This window comes from Mycobacterium sp. NPDC006124 (assembly GCF_040614235.1).
Classification (GTDB): domain Bacteria; phylum Actinomycetota; class Actinomycetes; order Mycobacteriales; family Mycobacteriaceae; genus Mycobacterium.
Genome location: NZ_JBEXUA010000024.1, coordinates 21,158 through 42,088 on the forward strand (window position 1 = coordinate 21,158; position 20,931 = coordinate 42,088).

The window sequence follows — 20,931 nt, forward strand, 5'->3', positions numbered from 1 at the left end:
CATACGGAGGGTGTGCACCTGTATGGTCGGCTCTCATGGCTAGCGGGACTAACTTCAACCTCTCCGACGTGTTCGGCACGGTCGCCGCAGCGATCCCGGACCAGACGTTCCTGGTCTGGCGAGGCCGACGACTGTCCTACGCCGAGGTGAACCGTCGGGTCGACGGGTTCGCCAACTATCTGACGTCGGTCGGGCTGGGGTGCCACACCGAGCGCGACGGGCTGGCAGGGCACGAATCCGGCCAGGACCACCTCGGCATCTATCTGCGGAACGGCAACGAGTACCTCGAGTCGATGATCGGGGCGTTCCGGTCCCGGGTGGCTCCGTTCAACGTCAGCTACCGCTACGTCGAGGACGAGTTGCTGTACCTGCTGACCGATTCCAAGGCCAAGGCCCTGGTCTATCCCGCGGAGTTCGCGCCGCGGGTCGCCGAGATCCGCGACTGGTTGCCGCATCTGCGGGTGCTGATCCAGGTGGCCGACCACACCGGTCACGAACTCCTGCCCGGCGCAGTCGACTACGAGACCATCCTCGCGACTCCCGCACCGGCCGACGGCCTGCCCACGCCGTCGGGCGACGACCTCTACGTCCTCTACACCGGCGGCACCACGGGCATGCCCAAGGGCGTGCTGTGGCGCCAGCACGACATCTTCCTGTCCTCGATGGGCGGGCGGCCGTGGGGCAGCGATCAGCCGCTGGCGTCCCACGAGGAGTTGGCCGAGAAGGCCAAGGCGTCCGCAGGCGCGGTGTCGATGATGATGATTCCGCCGTTCATGCACGGCGCCGCGCAGTGGGCGGCGTTCAACGCCGTGACCATGGGCGGCCGGATCGTCATCCCCGACGACGTCGAACGCATGCGTCCGGCCGACGTGCTCGCGCTGGCAGCGCAGGAGCGGGTGCTGAGCATGCCGGTGGTCGGCGACGCGATCGCCCGCCCGCTCCTCGACGAGATCGAGGCCGGCGACTACGACCTGTCCGGATTGTTCACCATCACCAACGGTGGAGCCCCGCTGTCCCCCACGGTCCGCGAACGCCTGCTGGCGGCGCTGCCCCACCTGATGCTGCTCGACGCGGTCGGCGCCTCGGAGTCGGGCGCGCAGATGAGTACCTCGACTACGGCCGGCGCCGAGGTGCAGGCGGCGACGTTCACCCCGCAGTACGACACGGCGGTCGTCTCGGCCGAGCTCGACCGCGTGCTCGAGCCGGGCGAGGGCCAAGGCTGGCTGGCGCGCCGAGACCTGATCCCGCTGGGCTATCTGGGCGACGAGGCCAAGACCGCCAAGACGTTCCCGACGATCGACGGCGTGCGGTGGTCGGTGCCGGGTGACCGGGCGAACGTGTTGCCCGACGGGCGGATTCAACTGCTGGGCCGCGATTCGGTGACCATCAACTCCGGCGGGGAGAAGATCTTCGTCGAGGAGGTCGAACGGGCGATCGCCGCGCACCCCAGCGTCTACGACGTGGTCGTGGTCGGGCGTCCGTCGGAGCGGTGGGGCAGCGAGGTGATCGCGGTGGTGCAATTCGCCGACGGCGCCGACGCGACCGACGAGGAACTCGTCGAGGTGTGCCGCACCGCGATTGCGCGCTACAAGATCCCCAAGGCTTTCGTGCGGGTGCCGAAGGTCGTGCGGTCGCCCGCGGGCAAGGCCGACTACCGGTGGGCCAAGGAGATCGCTACTTCTTCAGCGTGAACTGACACAGGTCGGTGTAACCCTTGTGGAAGAAGTTGGCGCAGCCGGTGAGGTACTTCATGTACCGCTCGTACATCTCCTCGCCCTGCAGCGCGACGGCTTCGTCGTGCTTGGACTCCAGCGTGGCCGACCAGATGTCGAGGGTCTTGGCGTAGTGCTCCCCGAGGCGGTGGATGCGCTCGATCGTGAAGCCGGACTCGGTGCTGAACTTCTCGACCTCGGGCACGATCGGGATCTGGCCGCCGGGGAAGATCTCGTCGGCGATGAACTTGGTGAATTTGAGCAGCGTCATGGTCACCGGCAGGTTCTTGGCCACCCGCTCCTCGGGGCTGCACCGCGTGATGGTGTGCAGCAGCATGACGCCGTCGTCGGGCAGCGCACCGTAGGCCATGTCGAAGAAGCGCCCGTAGCGGTCGAAGCCGAAGTGCTCGAACGCGCCGATGGAGACGATGCGGTCGACCTTGCCGTCGAATTCCTCCCAGCCGCGCAGTTCGACGCGGCGGCTGCGGTCGGTGTCGATGCCGGCCAGGACGTTCTCCACGTGGGCGGCCTGGTTGCGGCTCAGGGTCAGCCCGATGACGTTGACGTCGTACTTCTCGATGGCGCGCTTGATGGTGGCGCCCCAGCCGCAGCCGATGTCGAGCAGGGTCATGCCGGGTTCGAGGCCCAGCTTGCCCAGCGACAGGTCGATCTTGGCCAGCTGCGCCTCGTGGAGAGTCATGTCGTCGCGCTCGAAGTAGGCGCAGCTGTAGGTCTGCGTCTCGTCGAGGAACAGCCGAAAGAACTCGTCGGACAGGTCGTAGTGCGCCTGGATGTCCTCGAAGGCCGGTGTCATGTCCGACCTGATGCGCTTGTTAGCCACCGGTGCCTCCTCGTCGTACCCCGCAGCAAGGTTACAAGGGTTAACTGCGATTCCCGAACCACGGTGCCCAACCGGGTGCGGCGGCAAACCTCGTCGGTTCCGACGAGTGTGCCGAGGCCGCCCCCGGTAACGCAAACCCGCATGCGGTGTGAGATCGGCCGGTAAATTGACGCGTGGCGTCGGCCGTAGGCCGCGATGCGTCTCGTCGCTGCGGCGCCGCGGACGATGTTTGGTTGCGAAGACGTTGGGAGACAAATGATTCCGAGTCCGTATTCGCACCCACGGGCGTTGGCCGGCCGCTCGGTGATCGTGACCGGCGCCGCCCGAGGGGTGGGGAAGGGCATCGCCGGCGCCCTCCTCGAGCGTGGCGCCTCGGTGCTGCTGGTCGACCGCGAGCCCGACCTGCTGGCGCGAACGGTGGGCGAATTCGCCAGGCAGGATTGGCCTTCGGAATTCTTGGTGGCCGATTTACGCGACCCGGTCAGCCCCGGGGCGATCGTCGACGCTGCCACGACGCAGCTGGGCGGGATCGACGCGTTGGTCAACAACGCGATCGCCACCAACGAACCAAAGGCGTTGGCGGACATCACCGCCGATGACTACGACCTGGTGTTCGACGTGGGTCCGCGGGCCACCTTCTTCTTGATGCAGGCGGCCTACCCGGTGATGAAGGCCGCTGGCGCCGGCGTGATCGTCAATCTCGGATCGGCCTCCGGCACGGGCGGGCAGTCGCAGTTCGCGGCCTACGCGGGCGCCAAGGAGGCCATTCGCGGAATGTCCAAGGCCGCGGCCCTGGAATGGGGCCGTGACAACGTCAGGGTCAACGTGATCTGCCCATTCGCCGACTCCCCCGGCGTGCAGTTCTGGCAGGAGATCGCACCCAAGGACTACGACCGCGCGGTACGACAGGTGCCACTGAAGCGGGTGGGCCGGATCCACGAGGACATCGGGGCCGTCGTGGCGTTCCTGGTGGGTGACGACGGCGCGTACATCACGGGTCAAACCATCATGGTCGACGGTGGAACGGGCGTGTTCCGCTGACCGCGGTGTGGCACTCGTGAAACTGCCAGCCACGGAACGACATCGGTCGCTTGACCGATAAAGCTGGTCAGTCGTCGGGCCTTGGCGGGACGTAGCTCCACGCCCCCGAAGGGCACCGTAGGTCGCACTCGGAAAACCATGTTTGACATGGGCTTTCACGAGAAGAGCCCTCCGTCGTGCGAATTCGAGTCCGGGGCAAATCGGTACGCGAGATCGGCTCTGCCGCAACGCTATTTGAGAGCTGGGCCGCCCGAATGACGAGACGTGATGGCTGCCACAGATTTTGGCGACCCCGAAAATCCGTTGCTACGGTCCGACGTCATGATCGATGCGATTGCGACCACGGCCATCCTGACTCTGGTCAACCAGGTGTCGGGCACGCCGTACCGCACGGGCGGCGACTCGCCCTCGGGTACCGACTGCTCCGGACTGGCGTCGTGGGTGGCCAACGCGGCCACGGGCCGCCCCATCTACGGCGACCGCTTCCACACGGGCAACGAAGAGCAGGCGCTGCTGGCGCGTGGTTTCCAGTACGGGACGCAGCCGGGAGCCCTCAACATCGGCTGGAACTCCGGCCATACCGCGGTGACGCTGCCCGATGGCACGCCGGTGTCGTCGGGAGAGGGCGGTGGCGGGGTCCGCGTCGGCGGTGGCGGGGCCTTCCAGCCGCAGTTCACTCGGCACATGTACCTCCCGGTGGCCCAGGACGAGCCTGCGCAGGACCCGATGGCTCCGCCACCCCCGGTCGACCCGTTCGCACCACCCCCACCGCCGCCCGGCCCGGCCGACATCCCCGCGGTCGACGGCGTGGCCAGCGAGTTGCCGCCGCCCCCGCCGCCCGCTCCCGAGTTGCCGCCGAGCATCTGACCGGCGCGAATTCGTTCCGGAGAGATTTGCGTGACATCACTTCCGGTTGGCGTCAACCCAGAATTCAGTCCGGCTGATTACCGTTTGGTGACCGTCAAACCGCCGGTCGACGGCTCGCGGGCGTCGGGTGGACGTCGACGGGCCGGCCGAACCACTTGAACGTAGACACTTTGCCAGACCGGTATCATCGCGGCGTGACCATCGACCCCGTCGAGCAGCCGTTGGGTCTGCGTGAGCGCAAGAAGGCGCAGACCCGCCGCCTCCTGATCGACACGGCCGTCGATTTGTGCCTCAAGCAGGGCTACGAGAACACGACCGTCGAACAGATCACCCACGCCGTCGAGGTGTCACCGCGCACGTTCAGTAGGTACTTCTCCTCGAAGGAGGGCGTGTTCATCGCGGTGATCGACGACCTGGCCGAGGAGATCACCGCCGCGCTGCGCAGCCAGCCGTTGACCGTCGGCCCCATGGAGGCCCTCCGGGCCGCCCACGTGTCGGTGCTGACCAGGGTGGCCGAACGGCGCCCGATCGCCGGGCTGACGGTCGAACGCATCGCATTGATCCTGCAGATCGTTTCCTCGTGCGAGACGTTGCGCCAGGCGGCCATCGAGTACCGCAGTCCCACGGCGATGTCGGTGCTGGCCGAGCACATGGGCGTCGAGCCCGACGACACGCGCCTCGAGCTGGCGGTGGCGGTATTCGCGACCACGATCGTCAAGGCGTGCACCGAGGTGGCCGCCGCAGATCCCGATGTGCCGACGGGTCCGGAGTTCGTCAGAGACCAGCTGAACGACGCACTCGCCGACATGGCACGATTCGTCAGCGAGCTCCAAACGTCCTGAGCAGGGACTACTTTGAGCGTCGCGCTCCCCATGCGGCGATGGCAATGCCGATCACGACGGTAATGGGCCCGATGATCGACCACGTGGTGGTGTTGGACATCGGGCTGCCGCCGACGACGCCGAACCCCTGCAGCGCCCAGAGTGCGCCGAAGCAGGCGACGACGATTCCCAGGCCCAGAATGGCGATGCGCATGGGGTCGAGCGTAGTCGGTGCGGTGCAATGGACGCGGTCGGCGTGCCCAGCGATGGACGGTGACCGGGTGTAGCGTCGGCGACGTTGGCACCGGCGTCCGCGCGCGACGTCACACCCCACGGAAAGCGCGTGCTCCTTGACCTACTGCATCGGTGTCATGCTCGACGAAGGGATCATCTTCGCGTCGGATTCCCGGACGAACGCCGGTATGGACAACGTGCTCAAGTTCTGCAAGATGACGGTGTTCGAACGTCCGGGCAATCGGGTGATCGTGTTGCTCAGCTCGGGCAATCTGGCAGGGACCCAAGCCGTCGTCAGCGTGTTGACGCAGCGGTGCGCTGACGGGGATGCCGCCACCCACATCATGGGTGCCCGCACGATGTTCGACGTCGTGCGACTCGTTGCCGATGCGATGCGCGACATCGAGAGACGAGACGCCGACTACCTCGGCGCGCGCGACGTACGCTTCAACGCCTCGTTCATCGTCGGTGGGCAGATCGCCGGTGAGCCGATTCGACTGTTCCGGATCTACGCCGAGACCAACTTCATCGAGGCCGGGGTCGAGACGCCCTTCTTCCAAACCGGTGAGACCAAGTACGGAAAGCCGATCCTGGATCGCGTGCTCACCCAGGACACTCCGCTGGTCGAGGCCGCGAAGTGCGTGCTGGTGTCCTTCGACTCGACGATGCGCAGCAACCTATCGGTAGGCATGCCGATCGACCTGCTCTGCTACGAAAAAGACACTCTCGCAGTGACTTTGCAACGCAAGTTCGACGTCGGCGATTCCTACTTCACCGAGCTGAGCAAGCAGTGGGGCGAAGGCACCCGGCAGGTGTTCCGGCAACTACCCGAGTTGCGATGGTGACGATCACGACGAACGGAAGGCACGCCATGAAGATTCACGTCGGCTTCGAGATGATCTTCGACTGTCCGCGGCCCACCCCGATGATGCTGAGCCTCAACATCCACTACAGCCGCGTGTCGGACCTGGTCGGCCGGGACAGCCTCCTCTTCGACCCGCCGGTACCGGTGTCGGGGTATCGGGACGGCTTCGGCAACTGGTGCACGCGCATCGTGGCCCCCGCCGGCCAGACGCGCATCTGGGCCGACGCCGTGGTCAAGGATTCCGGCTTGCCCGACGTCATCGTGCCTGAGGCGCAACAGGTTCCGGTTCAGGATCTACCGGAGGAGGCGTTGGTCTTCCTGCTCGGCAGCCGGTACTGCGACACCGATCGACTGTCTCAGATCGCGTGGAACCTGTTCGGGCAAGGCCCCACCGGATGGGGTCGTGTTCAGGCGATCTGCGACTACGTGCACAACCACATCACCTTCGACTATCAGCGAGCGGACAACACCAGGACCGCGCTGGAAGCCTACGAGCAAAGGGTCGGCGTCTGCCGCGACTACACCCACCTGGCCGTGGCGTTCTGCCGCGCGATGAACATCCCCGCGCGGTACTGCACCGGTTACCTCGGCGACATCGGCATGCCGCCGCCCTACGGCGTGATGGACTTCGCGGCCTGGTTCGAGGTCTTCCTCGGCGGACAGTGGTACACGTTCGACGCACGCAACAACACGCCGCGCATCGGCCGGGTGCTCCTCGCCCGCGGCAGGGATGCCGCCGACGTCGCGCTGAGCAATGCGTTCGGCCCCAACGCCCTGGTGAAGTTCACGGTGTGGACCGATGAGGTGGAACAGGCGCCGTCGCCTGCGCGGCATCGCAGCCCCTGACCCGTGGCCGATGACGGGCTCGTCAATTCAGGGACTTGGCGAACCGTCGGTGCCTATGCTGCGCGCATGCCCCACTACGCGCCGTCCCCCCCACCGACGATCGACGGCATCCCGTCGTTGGACGGCCCGCTGCCCACGGACGCAGAACTCGCAGGCCGGCCCTACGCTCTGCCCATCGACGTCCTCGCCGAGTCGCTCGGTCCGATCTTCTACGCGGACTGGGGTGGTACCCGCAAGCTGTACGCGTGCTCGGTCGAGCTGGTCGAGGAGCTGTGCGACGAGAGCAGGTTCGCCAAGAACCTGACCGCCTCACTCGCCCGCGTCCGGCCGCTGGCCGGGGACGGGTTGTTCACCGCCTTTCACGGCGAACCCAATTGGCAACGGGCGCATGACGTCCTGCTCCCCGGCTTCAGCTACTCAGGCCTGCGGATCTATCACGACGCGATGCTCGACATCAACTGCCAGCTGATCTCCCGGTGGGACGCCCGGGTGGGCGTCGAGCCGGTGAACGTCTCCGACGACCTTCAGAAATTGGCCATGGACACCGTCGGCCTCGCGGGTTTCGGGGCGCGGTTCGAGTCCTACGACTACGACGGCCTCGCCCCCATTCCGCAGAGTTTCACCAACGCACTGGCCGAGGTCTTCGCCCACGGCGAGACACCGGCGTTCGAGGTCGAGCGCTCCACCCTGCACGCCTACTTCGACGAGCTGATCGCCGGGCACGCCGCGGGCGGCACCGGTGATCTGCTCTACGTCATGCTCGGCGCGGACGGGGCGCCGGCGCTCGACGACGCCAACGTCCGCAACCAGATCATGACGTTCCTGATCGCCGGGCAGCTCACCACCTCGGAGCTCATGCCCAACACGGTCTACAACCTGCTGCACCATCCCGGCGCCCTGACCCGGGTGCGCGCCGAGGTAGACGCCGTCTTCGGACCCGATGACGACTACCTGCCCACCTACGACGACATCGGGAAGCTCGGCTACCTCCGTCAGGTCATCAGCGAGACACTGCGGCTGTCCCCGCCGGTGCTCAACTTCGACCGAATGGCCCTGGCGGACACGATGATCGGCGGTCGATACCCGATCAAGAGCGGTGAGGCCGTCACGATTCTGACCGGTGCCCTACACCGCCAACCGCAGTGGGGTGACAACCCCGAGCTGTTCGACCCGTCACGATTCGACGCCTCCGTCGCCGACACCCGGTCCAGCGCTGCGTTCAAACCCTTCGGCACCGGCGAGCGGTCGTGCATCGGACGTCAGTTCGCCCTGCACGAGGCGGCGATGCTGATCGCCAGGATCGTGCACCGCTACCGGCTGGTCGACTCGCAGCACTACGCCCTGCGGTGGGAGGGCCTCAGTCGACGACCGGTCGGGTTCCACGTCGACCTGGTGCGGCGTACGTCCGCCGAGCGCGCGGTGGCACCCGCGGCGACCACCGTCGCCACCCCGGCAGCCTCGGCGGTGTCCCCTGTGAAGGCCGGGACCACGCTGGCCGTGCTGCACGGTTCGAATCTCGGCACCTGCCGTGCGCTGGCCAAGCAACTCGCCGAGGAGGGCACCGACGTCGGTTGCGCCGCCACGGTCGCACCGCTGGACTCCGCTGCCGGTAAATGGCCCGACGCCGACGCGGTGGTGATCGTCGCGTCGTCGTACAACGGCCAGCCGACCGACGACGCGCGCGAGTTCGTGTCGTGGCTGTTCGGTGATGACGCTGCGCTGCAGGGCAACCCGCTGTTCGCCGTCCTCGGCGTCGGAGACCACAACTGGGCCGACACGTATCAGGCCATCCCCAAGCGGATCGACGCGCGGCTGACCGAACTCGGCGGCCGGGCGCTGCTCCCCCGCGCGGAGGCCGACACCTCGGGGGATCTGAACGGCACCCTCGAGGAGTTCACCGGCGCGCTCTGGTCGGCGCTGGCCCAGCACTGCGGCGATCCGGACGCGGCAGCGCTGACCACCAACGACGAGCCGCTCTACGACCTGCGTCTGATCAGCGGCCCGGTGACCGCGGCGATCGACACGAGGTTCGCGGTGCAGCCGATGACCGTCACGCTGAACGACGAGCTGGTCAGCACGGCAGGTCAGGCCAAACACTATGTTCGCGTGGCACTTCCCGACGACGTCGACTACGCCACCGGTGACCACTTGACGGTGCTGGCCGACAATCCGCCGGAGGTGGTCGACATGGTGCTCGACCTGTTGGGGATCGACCCCGAACTGCGGTTGTCGGTCAACCCGAGGCGCACCTCGAGGCGGTTGATCGCGCTCGACCGTGAGGTCAGCGTGCGCGAGCTGCTCACCCACTTCGTCGAACTGCGCAAGCCCGCAACACCCGGCCAGCTACGCCGGCTCGCGGCGGCCAACCCGTGCGACCCGGAACGCCGGCGTCTCGAGGAGCTCGCCGAGTCGTCGGAACCCGTTGCGCTCAGCCCGTTGGAGTGCCTGCATCAGTTCCCCGCGTGTGCGTTGACGGGGGCCGAACTCCTCGAACTGCTCGAACCCATGACGCCTCGGCACTATTCGATCGCGTCGTCCTCGCGGCTGTCGGCGTACGAGGTGGCGGTGATCGTCAGTGTGCTCGACACACCAGCGCGATCGGGCATCGGGCTGTTCAAGGGGGTCGCGTCCAACCATCTGGCCGGGGTCGCACCCGGAGCGGTGATCCGCGCGCGAATCGACCCGGCCCGCCAAGCGTTCCGCGCCGGCGCCAACCCACAGTGCAACGTCATCCTGGTGAGCGCGGGCACCGGCGTCGCACCGTTCTGCGGCTTCCTCGGCGACCGACTCGCGGCGAAGCGGGCCGGCGAACCCTTCTCGTCGGCGCTGTGCTTCTTCGGTGTGCGAGATCCGGACGTGGACTACATCTTTCGCGATGAGTTCGAAGACGGGGAACGGCAGGGCATCGTGCGCATGCGGCCCGCGTTCTCGCGGGCACCGGAGAACGGCGTGCGCTACGTCCAGGACCGGATCGCCGCCGACGCCGACGACGTGTGGGAGCTGCTCGGTGATCCCACGAAGGACACCCACGTGTTCGTGTGCGGGGACGGTGGCCGGATGGCGCCGGCGGTGCGGGCGGCGTTCCGCGACATCTACCGGGCGAGGACGGGCGCGGATGACGCCGGGGCCAAGGACTGGCTGGAGGGATTGGTCACCTCCGACAACTACGTCGAGGACGTGTGGGCGGGCTGATCGTCGGCGCTGCCAGGAAGCGCGCCTAGCATCGAGGCATCGCGCCTAGCATCGAGGCATGGAGTACCGCAGCCTCGGCCGAACCGGAATGCACGTCAGCCCGCTCTGTCTGGGCGCCATGATGTTCGGCGCCTGGGGTGAACCCGACCACGACACGTCGATCCAGGTCATCCACCGTGCGCTGGACGCCGGCATCAACTTCGTCGACACCGCCGACGTGTACTCCCAGGGTGAGTCGGAGGTCATCGTCGGCAAGGCGCTGGCCAACGGCAAACGCGACGACGTCGTGCTCGCGACCAAGTTCCACGGGCAGATGGGCGTCCCGGTCGACTCGCCGATGGGCACCGCCGGTGACCCGAACCAGCGTGGCAACTCCCGGCGCTGGATCGTCCGGGAGGTCGAGGACAGCCTGCGTCGGCTCGACACCGACTGGATCGACCTCTACCAGGTGCACCGGCCCGACGCCGACACCGACGTCGAGGAGACGTTGGCCGCGCTGACCGACCTGCAGAGTCAGGGCAAGATCCGCGCCTTCGGCTCGTCGACCTTCCCCGCGCACGCGATGGTCCAAGCCCAATGGGTCAGCGAGCGAAGGGGTTTGGGCCGCTTCGTCACCGAACAACCGCCGTACTCGCTGCTCGCGCGGAGCATCGAGGCCGACGTGCTGCCCATGGCCCAGGAGTTCGGCATGGGCGTGCTGCCGTGGAGCCCGCTGGCCGGCGGCTGGCTCACCGGCGGGTACCGCAAGGGTCGGGACCTGCCGGAGTCTAAGCGCCGCAGTCGAATGCCCGCGCGCTTCGACCTGGACAACCCGGACAACCAGCGCAAGCTCGACGCCGCCGACGCGTTGGGCCGGCTGGCCGACGAGGCCGGGCTGTCGTTGGTCCACCTGGCGTTGGCGTTCGTCCTGCAGCATCCCGCGGTCACCTCGCCGATCATCGGCCCGCGCACGATGGAACACCTGGAGTCCCAGCTCGGGGCCGCCGATGTCACGTTGTCGGTCGACGTGCTGGACCGGATCGACGAGATCGTGCCGCCGGGGGTGACGATCTCGAGTGCTGACCAGGGCTATCAGCCGCCGGCGCTGACCGATCCGTTCCTGCGGAGGCGTCGGACGGTGTAGGCCCAGACCTCAGCGCCGTAACCGTGCATTGATCGTCGCGAACACGCTCCACCCCACCAGCGTGCCGAGGGCGATCGAGAAGATGGCCGCGACCGTACTGCCGAGGGTCTTGATGTCGCCGTCTCCGGCGACGGCCTCACCGAGCGTCTCGAAGCTCAATGCGCCGGGCACCATCGCCCAAAAGGCCGCCAGCATCATCACGATGGCCGGCGGGGAGGTCTTGATCCGCGCGCCGAGCATCGCGACGGGCACCACCAGGAACGCTCCGAGCGCACCGGAATGCATGGGCGACAGGAACAGTCCGCCCACCTGCTGCCCGATGAGGGCGACACCGACGATCAGCACCAGCCACGGGAACGAGCCCGTGGGCGCCGACAGGTAGACGTAGAGCCCGATCGCGATCACGACCACCGCGACGTAGAGCGACCAGCTGCCCATCTGTGCCGACGGCTGCTGCGGCTCGAGACTGCCGCCCAGGTGAATACCCATGCCGACGCCAAACACCAGCAGCATCAGCTGCATTACGCCGTACATCAACCGGGTTGCGCCGCTGACCATCTGGGCACTTGCCAGCTCCATCGCACCGATCGTCAGCGCCAATCCGGGCAGCAGGGCCACCAGCGGCGGGCTGATCACCCGAAGCAGCCCGTCATTCGCCGCATCGGCGACGAACCACGTCGCCAACAGCGTCACCACCGCCGCCGCGAGCGTCGGCAGGACGGCGGTCAGGGTGGGGAACGGCCGACCCAGCATGACGATCGCGCCGACAACAGCACCCAGGAACACGTAACCCCACAGGGACGCCCACGTCGGGTTGATCACCATGCCGAAGCCCAGTGTGGTGACCGTGTAGCCGAACACGGTGACGACCGGGCCGAATCGCGGCTTCATGGACCGGGCGGCAGCGGCTTCCCGGGCCGCGTCGGCGGCGGTGATGGCGCCGAATTCGGCGAGCTCGGCGATCGCGTCGATGCGGCCAGCCACGTTGAGCTGGGTGGTGGGGTTGAGCACCGTCTCCACCTCGTATGCCACGGTGCCCACCTGGACCACCAGGGCGGTGGGCAGCACGACCACGCGGACGGTCTCGCGGGTGTAGTTCTTGGCGATCACCCGCAGGCGCGCCTCCACCTGGTGCGTGGGCTGCTCACATTCGATCAGCGCGATGCCGAGCTCACGGAGCATCGCGGCGACCTCGGTGTCGTCGTCGATCGGTCCCCCGGTCAGCGCGCGCGGCACCTCCTTGCGGATGGACCGAAGGAACCCTCGCGCGTCATCACTCATGCCGCTGATTGTGGGGCCGCCGCGTCGCGCCCCACAGCCCGACCCCGATCCCGACGACCGCGCCGCCAAGACCGATCACCTGCTGGGAGCGCCTCATCTGGTGATGCGCGTTCAGCCCGCCGAGTAGGTCGGCTGCGTCGGCACCGCCGGAGGCCAGGAACCAGCCTCGGGTGTCGCGCCCGCGCATCGCCGCCGTGGTCAGCAATCCGCCGATCAGGGCGTCGCGGTAGCCCATTGAATACAGCAGCAGCCGTGCCCCGCCGACCGGCTCCTCGGGATCGCCCCACCATCGATTCGCCCGGACGGGGTCGACGAGGAAGGAGACGCCCGACGCGACCCGAATACCACCCACGACCAATGCCGCACGATCGATCGCCATGGCTCGCACCCTACGACCGGCCGGGGTGGCGGTGTCAGGAACCGACCAGATGACCGAGCCACCCTCACCATTCGATGCCGCACATCCCGCAGCGCCAGCTCTCGGAGCTCGGGCAACATCCTCCGGCGTGGTTCCACGGCTCGATGTTGCCGAAGTCCGACGGCATCCCGTAAAACGTGCGCTGCGTGCGGCGCGCGGCGCAGCGGGGGCACGGTGGGTGCAGGCCGAACTTGAAGTCGAGGAAGCTCGTGAATCCCCCTTCGGCCATGGCCTGCAGACACTTTCGACATATCACCGCTGGCCAGTCGTACGTCCAATCCTGGGTCATCGGCAACTTGCGGCTCGGCAAGTCCACGGTGTGCGCAAAGATCTCCTCGCGAGCGTCCGATCCCGAGATGTCGATCGTCTCCTCACAACCGTCGCAAGTGCCGTCGTATCGCAACAGGATGCGCGCGGCCGCCATCGTGCTGTGTCCGAACCGACTCTCGGGCCTGCTACCGAAGCGGCTGGCGGTCAGCGCGTCCTCGAGTGTGACGACATCCTCGCCAACGAGATGCCAGGAGTCCGTGACGGCCCACTCCAATCCGAACAGCATCGCCAGAGAGGACAACTCCAGCAGATTGGAGTTCTGCACCGAGTGGTCGAAGGCGGCGCCGTCGGCTCCCATCCGTCCGAAGATGGTGAGGATCGTGGGTGGGTCGGTGTCGAGGACGTATGCCAGGACACTCCCCTCGACCGTCGACCCGTAGTCGCTGCGCCACGGCCGGTACGGCGAGCGCGGCTCCAGCAGGGCGATGACGGCGTCCTTCCAGTCGGTCGCGTGAAGGATGTGCAAGCGCGGCTCAGGCGGTGGCGTCATTGGTCCATTCTCCCAGCGGCCTCTGACATTTTGTGGCCGCGAGGACCATGCGATCACCGCACGATTAGGCCTCCGGCACGCCCAGCCGTCTCGCCAGTTCCGGACCGCCGACGTCGCGAACGAAGTCCGGATCACCGCAGACGACGAGTTGGTCGCGGGCGCGGGACAGTCCGACGTAGAGGCGCTCTCGCGACCGTTCGAACGTGCCCTCCTCGTTGACCACGACGACGATCGCGCGCCGCTCGAGGCCCTTGAAGCCCAGGACGTGGCCGTAGAACACCTGATCGGTGTCCCAGAAGGTGTTCCAGTACGCGGTGTGACCGTCGCGTTGCCGCTCGGCCTGCTCGGGGTGACGGCTCCCGGTGGTGAGCAGGGCGACGTCCTCGGGTCGCCAGCCGTCATTGAGCAGCGCGTCGATTTGGTCGTCGCCGACGCCCATGGCCTCGTCGCGCGCACAGGGGATGAAGGTGACCGCCGGACCCTCACCGCCGAGGAACCGCATCGGGTGGTCGACGAGCGGTTGGAAGGCGTTGGCGATCTGGCGGGTGTTGCGCAGGTTGTGGTCCAGGATGAGTGGGACCAGTGGCACCGGCGGCGATCCGTGCCGGTCGAACACCCGTTGCCCCTCGTCGCTGAACAGGTACAGTCCGCCGTCGACCGGATCCTTGAGGGCGGCCAGCAGCGGATCCCACCAGGCGTCGGCGAAGTCCTGCGCCTCATCCACGACGATCGCGTCGAACCGGTGCCCGGGAGCCAGTTCTGCTGCCAGAGCGGCCATGTGGAGTGGCAGGTCGTGTTCCCAGAACTGCACGGTGTCCTGGTTGCGCAGCGCTTCGTCGGGGCCGGAGGGGGCGCCCCACGTCTTGCCGAGGTCGTGGAACTCGCCGACGTAAGCGGGCTGTTGTCTGCGCGGCCAGGTGCCGGCGACGCGTTCGAGGTAGGAGGCCAGCCCGTGGGAGTAGCAGACCAGCGCGACGCGTTGGCCGCGCTGAGCCAGTCGGCGGGCCTGCTCCATGGCCAGGAAGGTCTTGCCGCTGCCCGCGCCGCCGCGGACCTCGACCCGGTTCAGCAACCGGATGGCGTCGAGGATGACGGCCTGGTGTTCGGTGAGCGCGTCGGCGGCATCCTCGTTGGCCAGCGCGCGGGCGACGACGTCGCGTTGCGGCAATCCCCTGCCGCTGAGCGCAATTCCGAGCTGCTCGACGCCCTCCCTGCTCAGCAGGGGTCGGTCGAGTTCCTGGCGGACGAGGATCTCCCGGAGCCGGTCGACCAGGTGCGGCAGGTCGGTGCGGTCGACGATCTTCCAGCGCGGGCAGTCCGGTAGGTCGAAGTCGGCGGGCAGTTCGGTGTGAGGCAGGACGACGACGTGGTCCCATCGCAGTCGCCCCTGGGTCCACCGGGGGTCCTTCTCGATGAAGTCGCGCAGTGCGTAGCAGGCCTCCCGCGCTTGTCGGACGGGTTCGATCTGCTTGTCGCGGCCACCGCGCTTCTGCCACCACCCGTCCCCGTCGTGCCATACCTCCCCGCCCTTGACCTCGAGGCAGACGATGCCGGCGCCCTCGATGCCGACGACGAAGTCGACCTCATGGTCCTTGAGGTGGTCGGTGACGCGTTGCCCGGGAACCACCAGGTCGTTGGGTTCGAGCTGCGCGACCAGCGTCGACCAGGTGCTGCGCTCGGAGCTGTTGAGCCGCGGCGTCTCGGTGACGGTGATCGTCATGTGTGGTGTCCTCCCCCTGGGCGCAGTGCCCGTCGGAGGTTAGCGCGGAGGTCCGACGGCGTGGGGAAACTGGTGCGTCGGCCTCCCGCTGAGTCGCCATAGGCTGGATCCCAGCGCCCGATCAGTCGTCGAGGAAGTCATGGACAATCTGAGAGTCAATGCCGATGCGGCATTTGCGACATCGCATGCCGTGAGCAACGACGCCGAGGAGCTGCGCGACGGGTTGCACGCTCTCCTGCGGGAATGGGACAACCTGTCGCAGGGCTGGTCGGGGGCTGCGGCGACCGGGTACGCCGGCATCTGGGCGGAGTGGCATGAGGGTGCCAACAAGCTGATCGACGCGCTTGCCGAGTCGTCTCGTCAGCTCGGCGTGGCTGCGGTGCGCTATGAGGAGCAAGACGCCGCATCTGCGGAGGTCGTCGACTCGACCACGATCAATTTGGGCCTCTGATGCGCTACCGCGTCGACCTCGAGGAACTGCTGGCGTTCGTGGACAAGTTGCAGGCGTTCGAACAGCGCGCGGAGGCCACCGCGGCGCGTATCGACGCGCAGATCGGCGGCTTGCACGACACCTGGTCCGGGGAGGCGGCGGCCGCTCACCGCACCCAACACGAGAAGTGGATGGCGGGGGCAGCGCAGATGCGCCAAGCGCTCGGCGAGCTGCGCGATGCGGCGACCAACGCCCACCGCAACTACACCGATGCCGCGCAGACGAACGTGGACATGCTGAGGTGACGACGCAGGACGTCGACCCCAAGACCTACTACGCGGTCGGCAAGGGGTTGTACGAGAAGGCGGAGAAGCTCTATTCGGCCTTCGACGTCAACATCAAGATTCTTCAGGCGACCGGGCAGATGGCGGGCTCCGACGACGCCGGCACGGCATGGGCCGCGTCCTACGACAAACGTGTCGGCGACGTCCTGGGAACCGTCAACGATCTGATCGCCGCGATGCAGAACTACGGTGGCGTGGTCATCCAGGCCGGCTACAACCATGCCGTCGCCGAGCACAACGCGACTCCGGGCCAGAAGGGCCCGGCACCCGTCAAGCCCGACGAACCATCAGTCTTCGCAGGGTGTTTGGCGGTACCGCCATCCGCGGGCGGGTCCGGCAAGGGCTTGCTCGACGACGCCATCGGCTTGGTCGAGCAGATTGGTGTCCCGGTGCCCGACGGTGACACCGACAAGATCGAAAAGGCCGCGGACGCCTGGGACCGATTGGCGACAGTGCACGAGACGACGGCGATCGCGGAGGCGCTGGACGTCGACGCCCGCTCATTCGCCGACACGCACTCCCCCGAGGTCGACCAGATCACCGCCGACCTCCGCGCTTTCGGCGACGCGACGAAGTCGGTGTTGGCGGGTTGCGCCGAGCTCTCCCGCTCGTGTACTGCCTACAAGTCCGCGCTCGACGGTCTCCGCAATCAGCTCGAGGGCATCCTCAAGGACCTCGCCGTCGAGCTGGCGGCGTCCGCCGTGATCACGATCGCCGCCTCATTCGTGACGTTCGGTGTCGGTGCCCTCGCGGGCGCCGCCAAGGCGGCCCAGTCCATCAGGAAGTTCGCCCGGATCATCGCCGAGGCCATCGGTGCATGGAAGGTCGAGAAGAACATCAGCAAGGGCGTCGAAGCCGGGGAGGACCTCGGCAAGTCGCGGTCGTTCCTGCAGCGGGCCCTGGACAAAGCCAGGCGGAACACGGAAGAGCAAAAGACGAAGCCGCCGCCACGACAGGGTCCCGACTTCGAATACAACACTCGACCCGAGCGGCTGGACCACACGTTCGCGAGCAAACACAAATTGGACGGAGTCGTGGAGCGAGCCGGAAGTAGGGAGGAGGCCATGGGTCAAATACTTGACGGCCTCAAAGGCCGTGTCCCGAACCAAGGTACATTCGAAACAGTAGTCAACGTCTCCGGCGAGAACGTGACTGTACGGGGTTTCGTCGACAACGGAGTCATCAAGGTGGGGACGGCGTTCATACCATGACCGAAACTGCAGGGCAGCGGCCGATGTCACCACAAGAAGCTGAAGTCATCCGAACCGTGGTCTCGGGGGCAAGCCCGCGTGTGCGAGATGCACTCATCGCCGACCTCGACGGTGCGATGGTCTCCAGTGAGACCCGGTGGATTCTCGACGTTGCCACCGCAAACGGCGGATCGGGTTCTGGCCTTCCTGACGGTCCGTTTCCAGCCAGGGCCTTCGTGCCAAGTAACGCCAACTACCAAGGCGAGGTCATCGTCTGGCTCACCAACGGCCATGTCTCGGGACTGGAGTACGCGTGGATCACTGACGATCCGCCGACCGAATGGCCACGGCCGGATCAGATGGAAGTCATTCTGCAACAAGACTCGTGAAGTCCCGCAGCCTTAAGGCTGGCTCCCGCGCACGATCTACGGGATCAACAGTCGCGAGCGGAGTCGACGGGACGCGCCCGACCCGCTTCGGTGTTAGGTCGGGTAGCACTACTCATGCGCTGCGGGGCCTCGCTCGTCGATCATGGGGGATGCGCAATTGGTTTGCTCGAGTGACGGCAGTCGGTTTAATTGTCTTGACGAGCTTGGGCATGACCGGGTGCTCGGCTGACCGCAGCGCCGAGGCCGACCGCCTTCGACCGATGGTTCAGGCACTACCAGGCGTGACGTCCGCAAATGTCAACTACGTCAACGATTTCGAGAACGGCGCCAATCTGGAAATCAGTCTGAACATGACGCACGCATCAATCGTCGAAATACGCGAGGCGGTGGTGAGCATCGTCGAGGCGGAGGGATCCCGGTTTGATGACCATCGCCTGGAGACGGCGATTGCCGTCGCCGACCGCTCGACGGTCGAATACGGCGGGTACGGAAAGCACCTAGATGCTGAAGAGGTCGCCGCGGATGCAACAGCGATCCGTGCGCTGGAAAGCCGGGTCAGCGCCGAAACGATTGAGTGGCATCATTTCGACGACCACGCCTCGCTGGAGTTGTGGGAGTCGAACGACTCAGACGCCGACCTCCAGGCACTTGTGGAGACCGTGGTCTCACCTTCGTCTCACGTCTACGTCCGCCCGAACGCGCGTCAGCCGCAGAACGCTTGGGACGTGGACCTTCCGCTCACCCTCGAACAGGTGGCCACGGCCGCCGCCCTTCGTGATCGGTTAGCGATGCCGGTCTACCAGGTCGACATGCGCGACGGCCACATCAGCGGACTGGACGTGAATCTTGGCGACATCGCGGTGGCCAACGAGAAAGCACGAGCTGTCGTCGCGGCGGTTGCACCCACGCAGTCAAGACCCCTCACCGTCACCTGGCGTCTGATTGGTGACAAGCCCCGGGAGAACGGCCGGTTCGCGGCCTGCTCACCAACAGGGGGGTTACCGACGGCCCCTCCCGCCCGTGACGTCGCTTCCTTGGAAGGTCTTTTCGCACAGAGATTTCCGGGGTGTCCGGGTTAAACCTTGGGGGCCGGCGACGGTCCTTCAAAGCCCGGTTTAAGCAGACCCCGGGCGGCATCTTCTCCCAAGCTTAGTTGCCAAGAAATGGCGCGCGACAGGCACGGGAGGATTGACCGCCCGCGATCCTCTGGGTTGAAAAGTAACTGGTGAGTGGTTCCGTGTTCTACCCGTCGACGCACGGTGCAGTGGTGCTCAACGCGGTTGTCATTCGCGCAGGCACCTGTGCGCCACGAATGATTGCTACAAATTGCTAGATCGGCTCAACGACGTGATCTTGGACCGCTGGCGGGAATGATTCGTTGAGTCCGGGTTCGGTGCGTTGAGAACCGCCCCAGCATTTCCCTGCAGACCCGGCTTGAGGTCGATTTCCTTGACAGCGCAGCGAAGTTCGTCGGTCAATCAGGCCGGTCCCGCAAGCGGCACTCGGTAGTGCAGCTCACCGCCCATGAAGTGACCTGCGCGCCAGGTGATGATTGCGGGCCTAACGAAGCGCGCAGTGCCCGTGACAGTAGCGCGAAGCCATTCGGGTGGGGAACGCGTTGACAGGGAGGAAGACGCAGCAGTGTCACAAGATGAAGGCCTCGAGCTACCGGTGTGGACTCTGACGACGGATGACATGCCCATTTCGAGGGATACAAACGACCAGATCATGACCCCTGAGCGCCTCTCGGAGCTGCGGTCGGTTTTGGCAACGCTCGCCGATTCTCCGATCACCACTTTAGAAGCTCATCCCATGCCGACGAATGTCGACACAAGCAGCGGCATCCCCCTCGCAGCTGCCAGTCCGCTCGCGCAAAGCCTTTCACAACTCATAACGCAGACAACAAAGGCCGGCACCACTGGCGGCGAGACGCTCTACCGCATGGTCGTACCCGCCAAGGTGGCGGCGCAATTTGGGCAGGGCATCGTGCGTTCCATGACGTCCAAATCTGCATCCGGCGGTGTTCACAGCGCGCTCGTCAGTTCAACAGGAATTGCCGCTCAGGCGAGTTTCGTCCCCGTCGCCGGTCAGGCTGTTGCTGCTGGGGCTGTGACCGCAGGTGCGCTCACCATTGCAGCGCCGCTAGTTTTCATGGCGGTCGCCGCAGGGCTGAGTGCACACGCTGACCGTCAACGCGACAAGGCGATTGAGCACATCACAGGACTGCTGGAGCAGCTGCACGAAGAGAAGCTCGACGACGAGCGCAACGAGCTCAATGGCTGTAGAGACGCCATCGAAGCGGCAACAGCAATTCTGCTTGACCGCGGACGGATTGGCGCAGCACTTGGTCTTGGTCCCGCTGTATTTGCGATCGACAAAGCCATGGCCACGGCCAACCACCGCTTAGCTGGGTGGGAAAAGAAGCTCGGCGGGCTGGTAGGCCGCCCCGTGGAGTTGGCCTGGCTCAAGAAGGCCTTCCCGGGTTTGGTCGATGCTGGCGGCCCCTTCCACGCTCACGTCGAAATCGCTCGATTGGCCATCGCCATGAAGCGACGAGTACTGGTCCTGCAAGCCGTGGAGCACGGCCAGCTGGAGGGCGCCAATCATGCCTTCGAGAGTTTCATCAGAACTTTGAAGGAATCAGAACAGCGTGTAGCTGCAACTGAAACCGGAATCGATTCCCTAATGAAGGGGCTCTCGAGCGGGTCTGCTGCACGAATAGGTGACATCTGAGTTGGCTTGCCCGGGACGGGTGGGCTGAGAGGATGTCCAAGTGCCCAGGCCCTATCCCCAAGAG

At 66.4% G+C, this 20,931-nt stretch carries 20 protein-coding genes; 14 read left to right on the forward strand and 6 right to left on the reverse strand.

Going from position 1 to position 20,931, the window contains the following annotated elements:
* Window positions 1–35: 35 nt before the first annotated feature.
* Window positions 36–1,691, forward strand: coding sequence for an acyl-CoA synthetase (locus ABZ195_RS27445; protein WP_355223052.1), 1,656 nt, complete (start codon window positions 36–38; stop codon window positions 1,689–1,691).
* On the opposite strand, the gene ABZ195_RS27450 is transcribed toward ABZ195_RS27445, so the two are convergent.
* A complete protein-coding gene (locus tag ABZ195_RS27450; RefSeq protein WP_355223075.1) occupies window positions 1,675–2,526 on the reverse strand; it encodes a cyclopropane mycolic acid synthase family methyltransferase in 852 nt (283 codons plus the stop codon). The two genes, ABZ195_RS27445 and ABZ195_RS27450, sit on opposite strands and share 17 nt — an antisense overlap.
* A 282-nt stretch (window positions 2,527–2,808) precedes the next feature.
* Here ABZ195_RS27450 and ABZ195_RS27455 point away from each other — a divergent pair, with 282 nt between their 5' ends.
* From ABZ195_RS27455 to ABZ195_RS27465, 3 genes are all read left to right on the forward strand, one after another.
* Complete coding sequence (locus ABZ195_RS27455; RefSeq protein ID WP_355223053.1) at window positions 2,809–3,594, forward strand: SDR family NAD(P)-dependent oxidoreductase; 786 nt, start codon at window positions 2,809–2,811, stop codon at window positions 3,592–3,594.
* Between the two features lie 321 nt (window positions 3,595–3,915).
* The gene (locus tag ABZ195_RS27460; protein WP_355223054.1) at window positions 3,916–4,461 is read left to right on the forward strand and encodes a peptidoglycan endopeptidase; all 546 of its coding nucleotides are present in this window, start codon (window positions 3,916–3,918) and stop codon (window positions 4,459–4,461) included.
* Window positions 4,462–4,655: 194 nt separating this feature from the next.
* Window positions 4,656–5,303 carry a TetR family transcriptional regulator gene (locus tag ABZ195_RS27465; protein ID WP_355223055.1) on the forward strand — a complete coding sequence of 216 codons (648 nt, stop codon included), beginning with the start codon at window positions 4,656–4,658 and terminating at the stop codon, window positions 5,301–5,303.
* Between the two features lie 7 nt (window positions 5,304–5,310).
* On the opposite strand, the gene ABZ195_RS27470 is transcribed toward ABZ195_RS27465, so the two are convergent.
* Window positions 5,311–5,496: a hypothetical protein gene (locus ABZ195_RS27470; protein ID WP_355223056.1), complete on the reverse strand. Its 186-nt coding sequence runs from the start codon at window positions 5,494–5,496 to the stop codon at window positions 5,311–5,313.
* A gap of 157 nt (window positions 5,497–5,653) precedes the next feature.
* Between ABZ195_RS27470 and ABZ195_RS27475 the strand changes: the two genes are divergently transcribed.
* The 4 genes from ABZ195_RS27475 to ABZ195_RS27490 all read left to right on the forward strand — a co-directional run bounded on the left by ABZ195_RS27475 (window position 5,654) and on the right by ABZ195_RS27490 (window position 11,542).
* A complete protein-coding gene (locus ABZ195_RS27475; protein WP_355223057.1) occupies window positions 5,654–6,361 on the forward strand; it encodes a peptidase in 708 nt (235 codons plus the stop codon).
* Window positions 6,362–6,387: 26 nt separating this feature from the next.
* A complete protein-coding gene (locus ABZ195_RS27480; RefSeq protein ID WP_355223058.1) occupies window positions 6,388–7,227 on the forward strand; it encodes a transglutaminase family protein in 840 nt (279 codons plus the stop codon).
* Between the two features lie 66 nt (window positions 7,228–7,293).
* Complete coding sequence (locus ABZ195_RS27485; protein ID WP_355223059.1) at window positions 7,294–10,419, forward strand: cytochrome P450; 3,126 nt, start codon at window positions 7,294–7,296, stop codon at window positions 10,417–10,419.
* Window positions 10,420–10,477: 58 nt separating this feature from the next.
* The gene (locus ABZ195_RS27490; protein ID WP_355223060.1) at window positions 10,478–11,542 is read left to right on the forward strand and encodes an aldo/keto reductase; all 1,065 of its coding nucleotides are present in this window, start codon (window positions 10,478–10,480) and stop codon (window positions 11,540–11,542) included.
* Between the two features lie 9 nt (window positions 11,543–11,551).
* Here ABZ195_RS27490 and ABZ195_RS27495 read toward each other — a convergent pair whose 3' ends face one another.
* The 4 genes from ABZ195_RS27495 to ABZ195_RS27510 all read right to left on the reverse strand — a co-directional run bounded on the left by ABZ195_RS27495 (window position 11,552) and on the right by ABZ195_RS27510 (window position 15,781).
* A complete protein-coding gene (locus tag ABZ195_RS27495; RefSeq protein WP_355223061.1) occupies window positions 11,552–12,823 on the reverse strand; it encodes a threonine/serine exporter family protein in 1,272 nt (423 codons plus the stop codon).
* Window positions 12,816–13,202 (reverse strand): DUF4267 domain-containing protein, encoded by a 387-nt coding sequence (locus tag ABZ195_RS27500; protein WP_355223062.1) that lies wholly within the window; start codon window positions 13,200–13,202, stop codon window positions 12,816–12,818. The genes ABZ195_RS27495 and ABZ195_RS27500 overlap by 8 nt, the downstream gene beginning before the upstream one ends.
* A 64-nt stretch (window positions 13,203–13,266) precedes the next feature.
* Entirely contained in the window at window positions 13,267–14,061 is a 795-nt protein-coding gene (locus ABZ195_RS27505) for a hypothetical protein (protein WP_355223063.1), read from the reverse strand.
* A 64-nt stretch (window positions 14,062–14,125) separates the two neighbouring features.
* The gene (locus ABZ195_RS27510; protein ID WP_355223064.1) at window positions 14,126–15,781 is read right to left on the reverse strand and encodes an ATP-binding domain-containing protein; all 1,656 of its coding nucleotides are present in this window, start codon (window positions 15,779–15,781) and stop codon (window positions 14,126–14,128) included.
* 139 nt (window positions 15,782–15,920) lie between these two features.
* Here ABZ195_RS27510 and ABZ195_RS27515 point away from each other — a divergent pair, with 139 nt between their 5' ends.
* From ABZ195_RS27515 to ABZ195_RS27540, 6 genes are all read left to right on the forward strand, one after another.
* Entirely contained in the window at window positions 15,921–16,232 is a 312-nt protein-coding gene (locus ABZ195_RS27515) for a WXG100 family type VII secretion target (RefSeq protein WP_355223065.1), read from the forward strand.
* A complete protein-coding gene (locus ABZ195_RS27520) occupies window positions 16,232–16,516 on the forward strand; it encodes a WXG100 family type VII secretion target (RefSeq protein ID WP_355223066.1) in 285 nt (94 codons plus the stop codon). Before ABZ195_RS27515 ends, ABZ195_RS27520 begins: the two co-directional genes overlap by 1 nt.
* Entirely contained in the window at window positions 16,513–17,766 is a 1,254-nt protein-coding gene (locus tag ABZ195_RS27525; protein WP_355223067.1) for a hypothetical protein, read from the forward strand. Before ABZ195_RS27520 ends, ABZ195_RS27525 begins: the two co-directional genes overlap by 4 nt.
* The gene (locus tag ABZ195_RS27530) at window positions 17,763–18,134 is read left to right on the forward strand and encodes a hypothetical protein (protein ID WP_355223068.1); all 372 of its coding nucleotides are present in this window, start codon (window positions 17,763–17,765) and stop codon (window positions 18,132–18,134) included. Before ABZ195_RS27525 ends, ABZ195_RS27530 begins: the two co-directional genes overlap by 4 nt.
* Before the next feature lie 170 nt (window positions 18,135–18,304).
* Window positions 18,305–19,213 carry a hypothetical protein gene (locus ABZ195_RS27535; RefSeq protein WP_355223070.1) on the forward strand — a complete coding sequence of 303 codons (909 nt, stop codon included), beginning with the start codon at window positions 18,305–18,307 and terminating at the stop codon, window positions 19,211–19,213.
* Window positions 19,214–19,862: 649 nt separating this feature from the next.
* Window positions 19,863–20,867 carry a hypothetical protein gene (locus tag ABZ195_RS27540; protein WP_355223071.1) on the forward strand — a complete coding sequence of 335 codons (1,005 nt, stop codon included), beginning with the start codon at window positions 19,863–19,865 and terminating at the stop codon, window positions 20,865–20,867.
* Window positions 20,868–20,931 lie beyond the last annotated feature (64 nt).